Origin of the sequence: Silvimonas terrae (assembly GCF_014202765.1) — a bacterium.
Classification (GTDB): Bacteria; Pseudomonadota; Gammaproteobacteria; order Burkholderiales; family Chitinibacteraceae; genus Silvimonas; species Silvimonas terrae.
Map to the genome: position 1 here is coordinate 196133 of NZ_JACHHN010000009.1, position 16713 is coordinate 212845.

15 protein-coding genes and 1 pseudogene are annotated in these 16713 nt (G+C 59.0%); 8 read left to right on the plus strand and 8 right to left on the minus strand.

What is annotated here, in order from left to right; translation table 11 throughout:
- Positions 1-24: 24 nt before the first annotated feature.
- Complete coding sequence (locus HNQ50_RS19010) at positions 25-423, plus strand: SirB2 family protein (RefSeq protein WP_184102795.1); 399 nt, start codon at positions 25-27, stop codon at positions 421-423.
- 8 nt (positions 424-431) lie between these two features.
- On the opposite strand, the gene HNQ50_RS19015 is transcribed toward HNQ50_RS19010, so the two are convergent.
- Both HNQ50_RS19015 and HNQ50_RS19020 read right to left on the minus strand, forming a co-directional pair.
- Complete coding sequence (locus HNQ50_RS19015; protein WP_184102796.1) at positions 432-1307, minus strand: LpxL/LpxP family acyltransferase; 876 nt, start codon at positions 1305-1307, stop codon at positions 432-434.
- Positions 1304-2176, minus strand: coding sequence for a lysophospholipid acyltransferase family protein (locus tag HNQ50_RS19020; RefSeq protein ID WP_184102797.1), 873 nt, complete (start codon positions 2174-2176; stop codon positions 1304-1306). The genes HNQ50_RS19015 and HNQ50_RS19020 overlap by 4 nt, the downstream gene beginning before the upstream one ends.
- Before the next feature lie 81 nt (positions 2177-2257).
- Here HNQ50_RS19020 and metK point away from each other — a divergent pair, with 81 nt between their 5' ends.
- Together metK and paeA are read left to right on the plus strand one after the other, a co-directional pair.
- Complete coding sequence (metK, locus tag HNQ50_RS19025; RefSeq protein ID WP_184102798.1) at positions 2258-3427, plus strand: methionine adenosyltransferase; 1170 nt, start codon at positions 2258-2260, stop codon at positions 3425-3427.
- A gap of 133 nt (positions 3428-3560) precedes the next feature.
- The gene (gene paeA, locus HNQ50_RS19030; protein ID WP_221303257.1) at positions 3561-4853 is read left to right on the plus strand and encodes a polyamine export protein PaeA; all 1293 of its coding nucleotides are present in this window, start codon (positions 3561-3563) and stop codon (positions 4851-4853) included.
- 71 nt (positions 4854-4924) lie between these two features.
- Here paeA and HNQ50_RS19035 read toward each other — a convergent pair whose 3' ends face one another.
- Positions 4925-5539 (minus strand): lipid-binding SYLF domain-containing protein, encoded by a 615-nt coding sequence (locus HNQ50_RS19035; RefSeq protein ID WP_184102799.1) that lies wholly within the window; start codon positions 5537-5539, stop codon positions 4925-4927.
- A 261-nt stretch (positions 5540-5800) separates the two neighbouring features.
- Positions 5801-7216 (minus strand): coniferyl aldehyde dehydrogenase, encoded by a 1416-nt coding sequence (locus HNQ50_RS19040; protein ID WP_184102800.1) that lies wholly within the window; start codon positions 7214-7216, stop codon positions 5801-5803.
- A 230-nt stretch (positions 7217-7446) separates the two neighbouring features.
- Here HNQ50_RS19040 and metF point away from each other — a divergent pair, with 230 nt between their 5' ends.
- The gene (gene metF / locus HNQ50_RS19045; RefSeq protein ID WP_308419183.1) at positions 7447-8277 is read left to right on the plus strand and encodes a methylenetetrahydrofolate reductase [NAD(P)H]; all 831 of its coding nucleotides are present in this window, start codon (positions 7447-7449) and stop codon (positions 8275-8277) included.
- Positions 8278-8362: 85 nt separating this feature from the next.
- Here metF and HNQ50_RS19050 read toward each other — a convergent pair whose 3' ends face one another.
- The 4 genes from HNQ50_RS19050 to HNQ50_RS19065 all read right to left on the minus strand — a co-directional run bounded on the left by HNQ50_RS19050 (position 8363) and on the right by HNQ50_RS19065 (position 12553).
- Positions 8363-8848 carry an outer membrane lipoprotein gene (locus HNQ50_RS19050; protein WP_184102802.1) on the minus strand — a complete coding sequence of 162 codons (486 nt, stop codon included), beginning with the start codon at positions 8846-8848 and terminating at the stop codon, positions 8363-8365.
- A 116-nt stretch (positions 8849-8964) separates the two neighbouring features.
- Positions 8965-9567 (minus strand): 2OG-Fe(II) oxygenase, encoded by a 603-nt coding sequence (locus HNQ50_RS19055; RefSeq protein ID WP_184102803.1) that lies wholly within the window; start codon positions 9565-9567, stop codon positions 8965-8967.
- Complete coding sequence (locus tag HNQ50_RS19060; RefSeq protein WP_184102804.1) at positions 9521-11590, minus strand: site-specific recombinase; 2070 nt, start codon at positions 11588-11590, stop codon at positions 9521-9523. Before HNQ50_RS19060 ends, HNQ50_RS19055 begins: the two co-directional genes overlap by 47 nt.
- A gap of 102 nt (positions 11591-11692) precedes the next feature.
- Positions 11693-12553, minus strand: coding sequence for a fructosamine kinase family protein (locus tag HNQ50_RS19065; protein WP_184102805.1), 861 nt, complete (start codon positions 12551-12553; stop codon positions 11693-11695).
- Positions 12554-12913: 360 nt separating this feature from the next.
- Between HNQ50_RS19065 and bcaP the strand changes: the two genes are divergently transcribed.
- The 4 genes and pseudogenes from bcaP to pssA all read left to right on the plus strand — a co-directional run bounded on the left by bcaP (position 12914) and on the right by pssA (position 16645).
- The gene (gene bcaP, locus HNQ50_RS19070; protein WP_184102806.1) at positions 12914-14311 is read left to right on the plus strand and encodes a branched-chain amino acid transporter BcaP; all 1398 of its coding nucleotides are present in this window, start codon (positions 12914-12916) and stop codon (positions 14309-14311) included.
- A 67-nt stretch (positions 14312-14378) separates the two neighbouring features.
- Complete coding sequence (locus HNQ50_RS19075; RefSeq protein WP_184102807.1) at positions 14379-14924, plus strand: GNAT family N-acetyltransferase; 546 nt, start codon at positions 14379-14381, stop codon at positions 14922-14924.
- 163 nt (positions 14925-15087) lie between these two features.
- A pseudogene (locus tag HNQ50_RS19080) lies at positions 15088-15726 on the plus strand (phosphatidylserine decarboxylase); the annotation flags it as partial.
- A gap of 124 nt (positions 15727-15850) precedes the next feature.
- Positions 15851-16645: a CDP-diacylglycerol--serine O-phosphatidyltransferase gene (gene pssA / locus HNQ50_RS19085; protein ID WP_184102809.1), complete on the plus strand. Its 795-nt coding sequence runs from the start codon at positions 15851-15853 to the stop codon at positions 16643-16645.
- Positions 16646-16713 lie beyond the last annotated feature (68 nt).

Sequence of the window (16713 nt, forward strand, 5' to 3'; positions counted from 1 at the left end):
CGGCGCGCCCGATACGGAGAAAACATGGCGTATTACCTGATCATCAAGCAGATCCACGTCACTTGCGTCCTGTTGTCGGGGCTATTGTTTCTGTACCGGGGAGGCTTGATGCTGGCGGCATCACCCCGACTGCGCCAGACCTGGCTGCGCGTGCTGCCGCATATCGTCGATACCGTGCTTTTGACGGCCGGTGTGACGCTGGCGGTGATCAGCCACCAGTATCCGGGTCAGCAGCCGTGGCTAACGGCCAAACTGATCGGGCTGGTTGTCTATATCGGGCTGGGTATGATCGCGCTTAAACGCGGCAAGACCAGAAAAACAAGGGCCATCGCCTTTGTTGCCGCGCTACTGGTATTTGCATGGATTATCGGTGTGGCCGTCACACGCACACCGCTTTCGTTTTTCGCTTTACTGCCTGCCTGAGCGATCGCTCAGTAAGGCGACTTCTCACCTTCAGGCCGGGTTTTGAAGCGCCGGTGCATCCAGTAATACTGGGCCGGGATTTCGCGCACGCGATCTTCAATGAACTGGTTCATGCGCGTGGTATCGGCCAGCAGATCGTCCGACGGGAAGTTGTCGGTCCATGCCGGGTAATAACGGGTCACGAACCCGTCTTTCTCCAGCCGCGTGATCATGGGGATGACCACCGCGCGGCCCATTTGGGCCAACCGTGACAGCGCGGGGATGGTGGCGGCCTGAATGCCAAAGAACGGCGCAAAGATCGACTCTTTGGGCCCAAGATCCTGATCGGGCAGATAGTAAAACGGGATGGTGTGCTGACGCAGCGCTTTGACAATGGCACGGATGCCATCGTTACGCTTGATCAGCAAAGGCTCGCCAAAGCGGCTGCGGCCCATCAACAGCAGTTCATCAAACGGGTTCTGGTGCGACGCCGAATACATGCTGGCGCCCCAGTGATCAATAGTGTGGCGGATGCCACCGTAATCAAGCCCGATAAAGTGCGGTGCCAGCAGGATGATGGATTGGTCCTGATGCGCCAGGTAATGCTCGTAACCTTCGCGGCGGACCAGCTTCTCTACCCGAGCCTTGCTGCCAAACCACAGCACGCCATAACTGACCGCGCAAGTGGCCAGCAACCTGAAATGCTCATGCAGCACTTTGCTGCGCTGGGTATCCGACCACTCCGGAAAACACAGCCGCAGATTGGTCAGGCCGATCTTGCGCCGGCGCGCGGCCACGTAAAACAGCACCGTGCCAAGGGCAGCACCCAACCAGCGCAACACGGTGAAAGGCAACAGGTGCAGCAGCCAGAAGAACGCGGCTAGCAAACGGGCGGTAAAACTCATTCAGACTCCGGAGCCGGTGCACCGGCAGGGGTTTTATAACGGTTGTAACTCCACAGATACTGGGTTGGGGCTTTAAGAATCAGCCGTTCCAGATTCTGGTTGAGCGTGGTGGCATCCGCCACGGCATCACCCGTGAAGCTGCCTTGCATGGGCTCGAAATGCATGATGTAGCCGCGACCGCCCTTGCGGCGTTCGGCAAAGCAGAACAATACAGTGGCCTTGCTGGAGCGCGCCAGGCGCGCCAGTAGCGTCATGGTATAAGCACGATGCCCAAAGAACGGTGCCCATGCGCCATCGCCGCCACCGGGCGCCTGGTCTGGCAAAATGTAGACTGACTGCCCTTCCTTGAGGGTCTTGAGCAACAGGCGCACCCCTTGCGCGTTGGCCGGCGCAGCGCGCGCGTTGCCGCGGTCCCGGCTGGCCAGCATCAGGGGTTGCAGCCACGCCAGTTTGGGCGGGCGGTACAGCGCGGCCAGGGCACGTGGCACAGCATGGGCCAGGTAAACACCACAGACCTCAATCGCGCCCAGATGGGGTGAAACGAAGATGATGGGTTCGGGCCGGGCCAGAGCGGCATCAAGGTGTTCTTTCCCTTTGACCTCGGTCACCAGCGCGGCCACTACGGGTACCGGACGCAGCCAGGCCGCCAGTAGCTCCAGCGCCCCCTTGCCGTGCTCGGCAATACTTGAGCGCCTTAATCGGATATAATCGATAGTTGAATCGAATTGCGCGGCCCGCCTTGCATTATCGGCAAGCCGGCGTCGCCAGGTCGGCGAGGTCCACCACGCAATCCAGCCCAATCCTGCACCAACAGCTTGCAGGATGCATAATGGTGTATATGCAATTGGTCTGAGCAAACGCACCAGCATGTATGAAGACCTTTCGGGCAAAAACCCGGATTCTAACGACTTTCAACCATTACAGACATGGCATAAAGGATCATCAAGCCCATGAGCGAATTCCTGTTTACCTCCGAATCAGTTTCTGAAGGCCATCCGGACAAGGTAGCCGACCAGATTTCCGACGCCATCCTCGATGCCATCCTGGCACAGGATAAATACGCCCGCGTAGCGGCTGAAACCCTGGTGAACACAGGCCTTGTGGTGCTGGCGGGTGAAATCACCACTTCTGCCAATATCGATTACATCCAGATCGCGCGCGACACCGTCAAGCGCATCGGTTATGACCACTCTGACATCGGTTTTGACTACAAGACCTGCGCGGTGCTGGTGGCGTATGACAAGCAGTCCCCCGATATTGCCCAGGGCGTGAACGAAGGCCAGGGCATGGACCTGGACCAGGGCGCGGGCGATCAGGGCCTGATGTTTGGCTATGCGTGCGACGAAACCCCGCAACTGATGCCGGCGGCCATTTATTACGCGCACCGTCTGGTGCAGCGCCAGTCTGAACTGCGTAAAGACGGCCGCCTGCCGTGGCTGCGCCCGGATGCCAAGTCGCAAGTGACACTCAAGTATGACGCAGCAACCGGCAAGGTAAAGGCCGTTGACACCATCGTGCTGTCGACCCAGCACCACCCGGATGTCAGCCACGCCCAATTGTCCGAAGCCGTGATTGAAGAAGTCATCAAGCCCGTGATGCCGCCGGAATGGCTGCAGGACAGCCCGAAATTCCTGGTCAACCCGACCGGCCGTTTCGTGATTGGTGGTCCAATGGGCGATTGCGGTCTGACCGGCCGCAAGATCATCGTCGATACCTACGGTGGCGCAGCGCCACACGGTGGTGGTGCGTTCTCCGGCAAGGACCCGTCCAAGGTGGACCGCTCTGCTGCCTACGCGGGCCGTTATGTTGCCAAGAACATTGTGGCTGCCGGCATTGCCAAGCAGTGCCTGGTACAGGTGTCCTACGCCATTGGCGTCTCCAAGCCGGTCTCGATCATGGTCGACACCTGGGGCACCTCCAAGCTCTCCAACGCGCAGATTGTTGAACTGATCAAGAAGCACTTCGACCTGCGCCCGAAAGGCATTGTGCAGATGCTGGACCTCTTGCGCCCGGTGTACACCCGCACTGCGGCTTACGGTCACTTTGGTCGTGAAGAGCCGGACTTCTCCTGGGAACGCACCGACAAGGCCGAAGCGCTGCGCGCTGACGCCGGTCTGTAACCGGATTGAGACTGAGAAAAACGGCGCTGCGGCGCCGTTTTTTATTTTCCGCGCGGTAGGCGGGATGCGCTATTTTGTAATGTAAAGACGCACACAAAAACACAATGGCATAGTTTCTTACCGGGGGCCCCTCTTGAGTATCGCAACAGGTCTTTTTCTGCTGGTCGTGCTGATCGCACTGTCCGCGTTTTTTTCCATGTCGGAAATCTCGCTGGCGTCCGCCCGCAAATTCAAATTGCAAATGCTGGCCGAAGAAGGTGAAGCCCGCGCCCAGGCGGTGATTGACCTGCAGGAAAAACCGGGTGATTTCTTTACCGTGGTACAGATTGGCGTCAATGCCGTCGCCATTCTGGGCGGGATTGTCGGCGATGCGACGTTCTCGCCGCTCTTGCTGCGCGGCTTTAATGCGCTGGACCCGGATATGGCCGTACGGTTGGCCTTTCTGGCGACGTTTCTGATTACCACCAGCTTGTTTATCCAGTTTGCCGATCTGATTCCCAAGCGGCTGGGTATGGTGGCACCCGAGCAGATCGCCATTGCCATCGTGCGGCCCATGCATTTGTGCACCGTGCTGCTCAAACCCTTTGTGCTGCTGTTCAACGGGATTGCCACGCTGGTGCTCAAACTGACCGGCATGCCCACGGTGCGCTCGGAAACAGTGACGGCAGACGAGATCGTTGCGCTTGTCGATGCCGGTGCCGAGGCCGGTACCTTGCACAAGCAGGAACACCGGTTTATCGAGAATGTGTTCGAGCTGGCCGAACGTTATCTGCCCTCGGCCATGACCGGGCGTGAGGCCGTGGTGTACTTCTCCATGACCGATACCGATGCCGCCATTCGCCAGAAAATCGCCGCACAACCGCATGCCAAGTTTCCGCTGTGCGAGAACAGCAGTATCGATACCGTGTTTGCCTATATCGATGCCAAAGATCTGCTGCACGCCATCCTTAAAACCCCGCAAGCCCCTTTGTTGACCGTCTTGCGGGAGATCGCGGTCAAAGGCGTGCTGGTGGTGCCCGATACCTTGTCGCTGGCCGATATGCTGGACCGCTTCCGCGAAACGCGGGAAGACTTTGCGGTCATCATTAATGAATACGCGCTGGTGGTCGGTGTGATCACGCTCAATGATGTGACCGGTCAACTGATAGGCAGCATTGTGGACAACAGTGATGAAGACCAGATCGTGCGGCGGGATGAACACTCCTGGCTGGCCGACGGCATGACCCCCATTGGTGATCTGAAACGCGCCATTGGCCTGGATGACCTGCTGGATGAAGAAAGCTATGACACGCTGGCGGGGTTTTTGATGCTGCGGCTCAAGCGCATTCCCAAAAAGGCCGAGGCGCTGGAGTTTGAAGGGTTCCGTTTTGAGGTGGTGGATATTGATCACCACAAGATTGACCAGGTGCTGATCAGCAAACTCTGAGTTTGAAACTTCAACAGATTCAAGCAGATAAAAAAGGGGCCATCAGGCCCCTTTTCAGTATTGCATGACCCTTATTTCTTGGCCTTGGGGCTCAGATCATGGTCAATGGAGTACTTGGTCCCGGTCACGGTCACTTCAGCATCGGCCCCGTTCTCGGTGAACTGGTAAGCATAAACACCGTTACCCAGCGAACGCGCACCTTCCAGACCACCGCCTACGTCACCAGCCTTGGCCGAGGCAGCGGCTTCGCCACCCAGTACCCAGCCCTTGGTCACAAATTTGTGGAAAGAGGTCTTGTCGTTAAAGACCAGCACCAGACGGCTGTTTTTCACGCCCAGACCAATCCCGCCCTTGAGCTGGATCATTTGCATGAAGACTTCACGCCCGGTCGCCGGGTCCACCGCCATACCCGAACCACCGCCGGCACCGGCGAAGATCACCGTGGCGCTGCCGTTGTTAAACACGGCATAGCCTGCCGACTTGGCGATCGCTTCCTTCGCCGTCGGGTGCTTCTGGTAGACAGTCTCCAGCGTTTCCTGCGTGACCTTGCGAATTTCGGCGCGGCGCGCATCCGGCGACTTCTTGGGCGCCGAGAGTGCATCGGTGTTGTTCATCTCTTGCGCCATAACCGGGGCGCCAGCCAACAGGGCAACTACTGCGGGGATCGCAATCCATGTCTTGTTCATGTCGGGTTCTCCTTTCAAGTGACGTTATCGATATCCTGCTGCGCTCTGGACTCTATGTTCCATCGGCTAGTCATCTGCAACTGACCCTGGCAGACAGATATCGGGCTTTCCCCCTGAGGCACTGCTCAGACTACAAAACCAGATGATCAATCCTGTCGTGATCGGCGCCAAATGAAGGAGCCGGCCACAAACCGTGTTTGAGTTATAGCCATAATGAAAGCGTTATGTTCGTGTCTTTGCTACACACTGACGAATATGAAGCTATCGCGTCAGCCATTTCACCAGCCGGGCAAATTGCTCACCATAGGGCGGCATCAGCCAGTCCAGCGTGCGAATCGGCCCCTGCCGCAATACAGATTTAAGGTGCGACATGCCATCAAAGCCATCCTTGCCGTGATAAGCGCCCATGCCGCTTTCGCCTACGCCACCAAATGGCAGCTCCGCTGCGGCAATGTGCAGCAGCGTGTCATTGACGGTGACCCCGCCGGCCCGGGTCTGCTGCAACACGCGGCGAACCTTGGCGCGGGAACGGGTAAACACATACAGCGCCAGCGGGTGCGGCCGATCATTGATCCAGGCCAGCGCCTCCTCCAGCGTTTGATACGGTACTAGCGGCAGTAAAGGTCCAAACAATTCTTCGGAAAGCAGACGCGCATCTGTCGGCACGCCGGTATATACAAATGGCGGGAAGAACCGCGCCTGGGCATCCAGCGTGGCAGCCGGCAGCAAGCCATGCGCCAATGCCCCCAGCGTCAGCGCATCGTCGTGCACGGCCTGCATGCGCTGGAACTGGCCGGCAGTCGCCATGCTGGCAAAATCACGCGGCCAGGCCGGATACAGGCGCTCGGCCCAACGTTTGGCTACGGCAATAAAATCCGCCTCCCGTCCGGCTGGCAACAGCACGTAGTCGGGTGCTACGCAGGTCTGACCCGCATTCACCAGCTTGCCGTACAGGATGCGGGAGACTGCTTGTTCAAAATCGCAATCTTCCGTGATCAGCGCGGGGGATTTCCCCCCCAATTCCAGCGTCACCGGCGTCAGATTCGCCGCAGCCGCCTGCATGACGCTACGGCCCACGGCGGTTGAGCCGGTGAACACAAGCTGGTCAAACGGCAGCGACACAAAAGCGCGGGCTTCATCCACATTTCCACCGAGTACGACTACCTCATCCGGCGCAAAATAATCCCCTACCAGGCGCTGCATGACCCGGAAAAAGGCCGGGGAGGATTCTGATAACTTGATCATGGCGCGGTTGCCCGCCGCCAGTGCACCGGTCAGCGGCCCCAGTGACAAGAACAGCGGATAGTTCCACGGTACAACAATCCCCACCACCCCCCGCGGTTGTGGCATTTGCCAACCACGGGCTGGCCACAGCCGCCATCCCACTGCGCGGCGCCGTGGCTTCATCCAGCGTTGGCCGCATTTGAGTGCGTGCTCAATGCCCGCCAGGGTGGGCACCAGCTCCAGCAGTTCGGTTTCCTGGGCCGGGCGCTGGCCAAAATCCTGATTGATGGCGTCAATCAATTCCGCGCGGTGTTCCACAATCAACCGGCGCAAAGTCTGCAGCCTCTGCGCACGGGCGGCCCACTCCGGCATGGGCTGGCGGCGCTGGGCCCGGCGCAATCCATTCAGGCGGGCAGCCAGTTCGCTGCGAGTCAATTCGGGCAGGTCGTGCATCGCGTTCTGCATCGTGTCGGGTGGGTCGTCGCGTAATCGGGTCGGTGATGATGAATGCATTGTAGGACCATACGGACAAAACAAGGCATGGGGTCTACGCCGCATTCGCCTGTTTGATATGTCCTACATGCACCGGGCTCACACCCGCATGAAACAGGCGATGCGCCAGCGACCGGTGGACAATGTTAAGATGCGACACCGTTTTCTTCATTTTTTGCGCCAGAGATACCGTGAGCCAACCGCCCATCAGCTTTGAATTTTTCCCGCCCAAAACCGCAGAGGGCACCGAAAAGCTGCGCATTACGCGCCGGCAACTGGCGCAGTTCAAACCTGAATATTGTTCGGTGACCTTTGGCGCGGGCGGCACCACCCAGGACGGGACGCTCAACGCCGTGCTGGATATTCAGTCCGAAGGGCTGGCCGCTGCGCCACATCTGTCGTGCATCGGCTCCAGCCGCGCCAGTGTGGCGGACATTCTGCAACGTTATCGCGACAACGGCATTCGCCACATTGTGGCGCTGCGCGGCGATATCCCGTCCGGCATGGTGGATGTCGGTGAGTTTCGGTATGCCAATGAACTGGTAGCGTTCATCCGCGAACAGCATGGCGACTGGTTCCAGATTGAAGTCGCTGCCTACCCGGAATACCACCCGCAAGCCCAAAGTGCCGAGGCCGATCTGCGTGCCTTTGTGAACAAGGTGAACGCCGGTGCGGATTCCGCCATTACCCAGTACTTCTTCAACGCTGATGCTTATTTCCGGTTTGTGGATGAGGTGACCGCGCGCGGGGTCAAGATTCCGGTTGTGCCAGGCATCATGCCAATCCAGAACTTCAGCCAGCTGGCCCGTTTTTCTGACATGTGCGGGGCCGAGATTCCGCGCTGGCTCAAGCTGCGCCTGCAATCATTTGGCGATGACAGCGCGTCCATCCGCGCACTGGGGCTCGATTTCATTACCGAGTTGTGTGACCGTTTGATGCAGCAAGGTGTACCTGGCTTGCACTTTTACACGCTAAACGCGGCAGGTGCGGTGTCTACCATCTGCCAGCGGCTGGGTCGCTAATACGCAGCAATCAACGCGGACAAAACAAAAGGGCCTCTCTGGGCCCTTTTGTTTTTTACCGCTGACGCCAACTCGGTGCTGGCAATTAGCGCTGTACCGGCACAGCTTGTTGCGAGGTCGGCACGACACGGCTGGTCTGACCATCGCTGATCACGTCGACGCGCTGACCAATGCCAAAGGCGACATCCGCAGCCTGGGTCACGACCAGACGCTGACCGTTATCCAGGCGCACCGTGATTTCATACGCGTTCTGGGTGCTGCCCTGTTTCTCGACCTGGTTACCCACCACGCCACCGGCAATGGCACCCAGTACACCGGCCACAATCGCGCCATTGCCACCACCGATCTGGCTGGCGGCCGCACCACCGATCACACCACCGGCAATCGTGCCAATGGCATTGGTGTCATTCTGGATGCGCACATTGCGCACACTTTCTACTGTCCCGGCCTGGGCGGTGGACGTGCGCATGGCCTGGCTGCGCGTGTAGGTATTGGCCGAATCACTGGCACAGCCGGCAAGACCCAGCGCAGCCGCGCTCATGGCAATGATCAGCGTGTTGCGAAATTTCATGATTTTCTCCCGAGATGCCGTTTGATTTTCAATCAACAATTATGAGAATTGCGAACGTAATCAACCCATTATAGGCAACCGACCAAATGGCTGGGAGCGCAACATTCACACTGCGCTTACAGCGCGCGGCGGCGGAACCAGCCGGTGAGCGAACGCCGCTCCCGCGTGGCGGGAATAACTTCATGCTCAAACCGGTCCGACAAAAACAGCACCAGCGTGCCGCCGTGGGGCGTCACATCCTGCCAGGCGCCGCTTTGTGTACCGTCCAGATAAATACGTAACTGGCCGCCATCTTGCTCATGCCAGTCCTCGTTAAGGTACAACACAAAAGTGACTACCCGCGTGTCGCGATTGCGGTGCTGATCCAGATGGCGTTTGTAAAAGCCCCCCAGCGGATAGACCGCGAAATGAGCCTCGAATTCCGCCAGGCCCAGATACAGCTCACTGTTGAAGGTCTGCCGCAGATTTTCCAGCGCAGACAGGATGGGTACAGAGAGCGGCGCGTCGTTCTCCAGCCACAGGACCTCGTCCCCGCGAATGGATGTATCGCGCTGATAGCCTTGTTCGCGGCCGATCCCGGCGGCATGAAAGGTGTCGCGACGCGCATCCATGTCGGCGCGCAGTTGTCGTACTTCGTCCTGGCTGAGAAAACCTGGCCAGATCAGCTTGCCTTCATCGGCCAGTGTCTGCGCGGCGGCGCTGAACCCATTCAACAACATTTTCCCCTTTCAATTCGGTCACTTTGGTTTCTTCTACCCGTGCCCGGGGCGGAATCAGAAAATCCTGCGGGCGGCGGACGGAACGGCGCAACAGGCGCCCGACAATAGGCCGCGTGGCCCGCAAGGTCAGCTTGCGCGAACGCAGCGCGACCCACAGCGCCAGCCCGAAACTCACAATCAGGTTGATATACCCGATCAGCGCAATCCCGAGCGCCGAGATCGCCACCACATGCCAGTCCAGCGCAAAATCAAACGTGACGGCGGCAAATGACAGGTAGGCGGACGAGAAGGTGATGTGGCGGATATCAATCGGCAAACCCAGCAGGACGCCGATAGTACCGATGGTGCCCAGCATCATGCCAAAGTAAAAATTGCCGGCCAGCGCCCCCAGGTTGTTGCCCAGATAATTGCCCAGCCGCCGCGCGCGTTGCTCACCGGCCAGCCGGTTCAACCACGGCAGCGCCGCAATCCGTTGCGGTATCTGGTTGTACAGCGCCTTGTTATCGTAATAACCCGATATCAGCCCGGCCAGAAACAGGCATACCCCGGCAATACCGGCGTGGAACAACGCCAGGCTCTGGATCGGGTTCAGATCGTGCAGCAAATGCTGGGCCTTGTCGGCATCCGCCACCGGATGGCCGGTGCTCCATACCCAGCCCAGCGCGATCAGCAGCGCCGTGGGCAGCACCACCAGCACGTTGCCCAGAATGGCGATGAACTGGGTGCGGAAGACTTTGACGATCAATTCGCTCAACTGGTCGATATCGTCCGGCTTGAGCTTGCCCGAGCGTGTGCCTTCGTGCAGCGTGGCGGCGATCCGCGCCGCTGTCATGGCGGGCTGCTTGGTGGCGATGGTGAAATGCAGAATATGCACCAGCATGAAGCCAAAGGCGTAGTTCAAGCCAAAGGCCAGGGCCTCCAGCAAAAGCGGCAGATGGGCCTTGGCAAACAACAGTTTGAGCAGCGCCATAAAGCCGACAATCACCCCGGCACCTGCGGCAGAGCGGAACATGCCGCGCCATTCCTTGCGGGTTTCGGCAATGTAATGGCCGCCGGTGTGGCTGGCGTGTTCGGTCACTTGCAGCGCCAGCATCTCGGTGTTTTCGGCAAACACGTCGCGCAACGAATGCTTGCGGTTTTCTGCCCGGACCAGCGTCAGGCTGACGCCCAGAATGGCTTCGCTTTTTTCCCGCGTACGCGTCACCGACACCAGCCGCAGCAGCGCTTTCAAGCGTTCGATATGCTGGGTAATCCGCAGCAAATGGTAGCTCAGGCTGACCGAAACCCCGTTGCGCATGGCGTATTTGCGCACGCGGCTGATCACGTCTTCACATTGCTCCAGCAGCACAAGAATATGGCGCTCGTCTTCCTGCGGCACCGTTTTCTCGGTCATGGCTTGCAGGTTGTGCTCAATGAAGGCATGCACTTCCAGGTTTTGCCGCACAAAGGGCGATACGCTGCGCCGCGTTTCTGGCTGGTTGCGGGTGATTTCCGGCTCAAGGCCAATGGCGGCAATACGCGTTGACAACACTTCAATGGCATCCAGCAATTGCCCGCGTACGCGGCCAATCTGCTCAACGTCAGTTTCTTCTTCAATATGCAGTGCCGTGCCAAGGCTGAACCAGATGTCCTGCGGCACGCTTTCCAGCCAGATGTAATCGTTATGCCGGTAAAACACGCTGCCAAACAAATCCCGCAACGCGCCAGGATTCGGTGCCGGCGGCAGTAGCCGATCACCAATGCGGCGCGATACGGCAGAGAAAAAGCTCTCGTTGGACAAAATGCCGGTGTCGGCAAAGAACTGGACTTGTTCACTGCGGGACAGCACCGCCAGCAGGCAACGACGCAATGCCGCCCGCGCCTGGGGTGATTGCTCCAGCAAAAACGCCAGGGAACGAACACCGTTGATGGCGGCCTGGGCGTCATCCACCCGGCGCGGGCGCATGGTTTCTACCAGTTCGCGCAGCAGCGCGGGCGCGCGCTCTGGCGTTGCGCCGATCATGGCCTGCAAGGTGACCTGCATGCATTCTCCAGTTTGGGGCCGGACCTGATATTGGCCCTGTCTTTTTTCAGTGGACCGCGCCGTGGCGCGGGTTGGCATTAAACGATGAGGCGGTCAATCCGCTCAAGCCTGAATGTTCACAATCAGCGCGTCGATCATGCTTTGGCTGCGCTGCACATAACCGCCACCGAACATATTGGCGTGATTGACCATGTGGTACAGATTGTAGAGATCGCGCCGCCGTTCAAACCCCGGCTCCAGCGGCCAGGTGGCCTGGTAAGCGGCATAAAACGCGCTGCCAAAACCGCCAAACAAGCCGGTTAGCGCCAGATCGGTTTCCCGGTCTCCATAGTAGCAAGCTGGATCAAACAGAAGCGGACTGCCATCGGGCAGCCATGCGGCATTACCGCCCCACAAATCGCCATGCAACAACGACGGGACGGTTTTGCGCCCACCCAACAACGCCGGCAGGCAATCGAGCAAGAGGCGCGTATCGCGCAGGGCAATGCCATTGCGGGCGGCCAGCGCAAACTGGTGCCCCAGCCGGCGCTCGCGAAAGAAATCCAGCCAGTTGTCCATCCAGCCGTTGGGCTGGGTGGTGCTGCCAATGGTGTTGTCATGCGGCCAGCCGTATTGCGGCGCAGTGAGCCGGTGCAACCGGGCCAGTTGCCGGCCCAGTTCGGCCTCATCGCCCCGCCGGCGCAAATCCAGCCATTCCAGCACCAGAAAAGCGTGCTCCCCCGCTACGCCGCACAACACCGGCGACGGCACATGGATGCCCCGCGCCAGCGCGGCAAGGCCGGCGCGTTCGGCCTCAAACATGGCCCGCCGCGATGCAGTGTTGAGTTTGACAAACCAGTCGCCTTCACTAGTGCGCAGGCGCCAGGCTTCGTTGATATCGCCCCCGGCCACTACCTCGGCACGGCGAAACTGCAGCGCTCGGCCGGTGACGGCGGCCAGTTGTGCGGTGATGTCAGCCCACATGCCGCTCTCCTTGTCTTGGGTTTCGGTCATTTTTTCGGCAGGACCCGCAGTTTGATCAAAAAATGGCATACAAATCATGCAATTCCAGAAAAAAACAAGTGGGGATTTTCAACCTTACAAGCCCGACGATGGGCGTGTACTGTTCGACTACCCCTCCAAGTGAATCTTGACATTACCAGCAAGCCGGACTAACCGGTAAGAGCTGGTGTCCAGATTCCATTCGCGGCACGTTTCTCCTGGCCATACCCCGGTCTCCTGAATTGATCGCCGCACCTGTTAGCCCACGAGGCGAGCCACTGACCGCTCGCAGGTGCCCCATGGCACCTGGCGGTCCCGCCGCAACTTCGAAAGCACAACAACATGAGCATTTTTCGTACCAAAAATATTGACGCGATGGTCGCCGTCAGCGAATCGGGTGCTTCGGGCCTGAAAAAAGCGCTGGGTTCCATGGACCTCGTCTTCATGGGTATTGGCGCCATCATCGGCACCGGCATTTTTGTCCTGACCGGCACTGGCGCCCTGACCGCCGGCCCGGCACTGACACTCTCTTTTGTCATTGCCGCCATCGCCTGCGGTTTGTCCGCACTGGCCTATGCCGAGTTCGCCTCCACCATTCCGGTTTCCGGTTCCATCTACGCGTATTCCTACGCCGCGCTGGGCGAGATCGTGGCCTGGATCATCGGCTGGGATCTGATGCTGGAATACGGTCTGGCCACTTCCGCCGTGTCGGTTGGCTGGTCCGGGTATTTCCAGTCCCTGCTGCATGGCTTCGGTTTTGACCTGCCCACGGCGCTCACCGCAGCGCCAGGGGCCCTGGCCGGCAAGACGACACTCTTTAACCTGCCCGCCTTCGTCATCATGATGCTGATCACCACGCTGGTATCAATCGGCGTGTCCGGCTTTGCCAAACTCAACAACATTATGGTGGCAATCAAGATCGGCATCGTATTGTTGTTCATTGCGGTCGGCGTCGGTTACGTCAAGCCAGCCAACTGGACGCCGTTCATGCCGTTCGGGTTCCACGGCGTATTCAACGCGGCGGCTTTGTTGTTCTTTGCCTTTATCGGTTTCGACGCAGTGTCCAGCGCAGCCGAAGAAGTCAAAAACCCCAAGCGTGATTTGCCGATCGGCATTATTGGTTCGCTATCGGTCTGCACCATTCTGTACGTGGCCGTATCCGCCATCATGACCGGTATTGTGCCGTTCAAGCAGTTTGAAGGCGTTGATCACCCGGTCTCGCTGGCACTGCAATATGCCGGGCAGAACTGGGTGGCCGGGTTTATTGATCTGGGTGCCATCCTCGGCATGACGACCGTGATTCTGGTGATGATGTACGGCCAGACCCGGGTGATTTTTGCCATGTCACGCGATGGTTTGCTGCCCGAAGCGCTGGCGCGCGTGCATCCGCGCTTTGCCACCCCCTTTGTCACCACCTGGGTGGTCGGCATTGTGTTCGGCATTATCGGCGCGCTGATTCCGCTCAATGTCCTGGCAGAACTGATCAATATCGGCACGCTGTCGGCCTTTGCGCTGGTCTCCATTGCGGTGATTGTGCTGCGTAAAACCCGGCCTGATCTGCACCGTGCTTTCCGCTGCCCCGGGGTTCCCGTTGTACCGCTGCTGGGTGTGGCCTTCTGCCTGTTTTTGATGAGCGCGCTCCAGCCGATCACCTGGAAAGCATTCGGCATCTGGATTCTGATCGGGCTGGTCGTGTATTTCGGCTACGCCCGTCACCACTCGCGCCTCGCCCAGCCATAAGTCTGGCCGGTCAACGCCAACACGCCCACGCGCATTATCCTGCATACATCAATGCAGAGATAAAACCGTGGGCGATTTTCCGTTGATCATGACGCAGAACCTGGTCCTCACCGCGTTCAGTGCCGAAGATGCCGACCAGGTACAGGCATTTGCCAGTGCGCCCGCGCTCATCAGCATGCTCGATAACGCGCCCTGTCCGTATCCAGACGGTGCGGCGGCGGAGTGGATTGCCACCCACCCCGGCCTGTTTGCGGCCGGGCAAGCCGTTTATCTGGGTATCCGCCAACGTGGTGGCCTGCAACTGGTCGGGTGTGTAGAACTGCACGATATCCGGCAGGGACATCGCGCGGAACTGGGCTACTGGATTGGTTTACCGTTTCAGCGCAAGGGTTATGCGTTCGAGGCCGTCTGCGCTGTGTTGCGCTACGGCTTTGACGAGTTGGCCTTGCAACGCTTTGATGCCACCGTACTCATCCGCAATGCACCCTCCGTGGCCTTGCTGGAAAAAGCCGGTTTTGTGCGTGAAGGCATGCGACCTGGCTGGGGGATGAGTTGTGGTCAGGCCGAAGACATTTTCTGCTACGGCCTTTACCGCACCATCGCAACCGGTTAGCCGGTCGCACCACAATGCGGCATGCCGCAGCCCCGGCCCCCAGGTTACAATCTGCACTTTGTGATCAGTACGGCTGACGAGTCCGGCAACGCGCACACCGTGGCGGTGTGAAGAGGCCAGACCGTTTTTTTTGCCAGCCGCGCCCAGACCCTCGGGGAACAATTTGAACAAACACTACCCTCATCCTATCCTTGCCCGCGAAGGTTGGCCTTTTATTGCCATCAGCCTGATCGTGGCTATTGTTGTGACCGCGCTGTTTGGCGCCTGGTCGATCCCGCTCTGGATCATCGCCGTATTTGTGGTGCAGTTCTTCCGTGATCCGCCGCGTGAAATCCCGCAAGCGCCCAAAGCCATCCTGAGCCCGGCCGATGGCCGAATCGTGGTCGTGGAAAAAGCCATGGACCCGTACCGCAAGGTTGAAGCGCTCAAGATCAGCGTGTTCATGAACGTATTCAACGTACATTCCAACCGCAGCCCGGTTGACGGCACCATCGAACATATCGAATACAACGCCGGTTCTTTCCTGAACGCGGCGCTGGACAAAGCCTCCAAAGAAAACGAGCGCAACGCCGTTCTGGCGCGCCTTGCTGATGGCACCCAAGTGACCTTTGTGCAGATCGCCGGCCTCGTCGCACGTCGTATCCTGTGCTATGCCAAGGTGGGTGACCAGCTCGCGCGCGGCCAGCGCTACGGCTTTATCCGCTTTGGCTCCCGCGTGGACGTGTACCTGCCGCTGACCGCCAAAGCGCGTGTCACCATTGGCGACAAGGTCTCCGCCACCGAAACCATCCTGGCTGAACTGGCCTGATGCGGTGCGTCCGGGTTTACGCCCGGACCGCCAACACAACCATGCTGATCTGTTCAACCTTCAGTGCAGCATGGTTCTGTTAGCGACAGACCGCCTATAACAAGCAAGGAACTCACCTGTGCAACCCAAACGTCCAATCGCATTACGTCGCCAGACACTCCGGCGGCAGAGCATTTATCTGCTGCCCAACCTGTTCACACTGGCGGCCTTGTTCTCTGGCTTTTATGCCATCGTGCAGTCGATGAACAAGATGTTCGTGCCCGCCGCTGTCGCCATTTTCATTGCCATGGTGCTGGATGGTCTGGATGGCCGCGTGGCGCGGCTGACCCGCACCCAATCGGCTTTTGGTGCTGAATTTGACAGCCTTTCCGACATGGTGTCCTTTGGCGTGGCCCCAGCACTGGTGGTCTACGAATGGGCGCTGCGTGAGTTCGGCAAAGTAGGCTGGATGGTGGCGTTTGTTTACTGCGCCGGTGCCGCGCTGCGCCTGGCGCGTTTCAACACCAATATTGAAACCGGCGACAAACGCTGGTTCCAGGGCCTGCCCTCCCCGTCCGCCGCTGCGCTGGTGGCCGGCCTCGTGTGGATCAGCCATGAATATGCCGATCTGCTCTCGCCGATCAGCGATGCGCTGCCGCTGCTGGCCTTGTTGCTGACGCTGTTTGCGGGCCTTTCCATGGTCTCCAATGTGCCGTTCTGGAGCTTCAAGGAAATCAACATGCGCAAGACCGTGCCCTTTGTCGCCATGCTGGTGATGATGCTGGCGCTCCTGGCCCTGGCGGCCAAGCCGCAACTGATGCTGTTCTGCCTGTTCCTCGTCTACGCCGCATCCGGCTATGTGATGTGGGTGTGGAAACTACTGCGCCGCGGTAAGAAACCGGCTGAGCGCCCATCCAATGGCGCCTCAAATTAGACATTAAGTCTATCAATTGTCGAATCCCATCGTGCAGCCTGCACTTGTTCGACAAAAATTGGACAAAA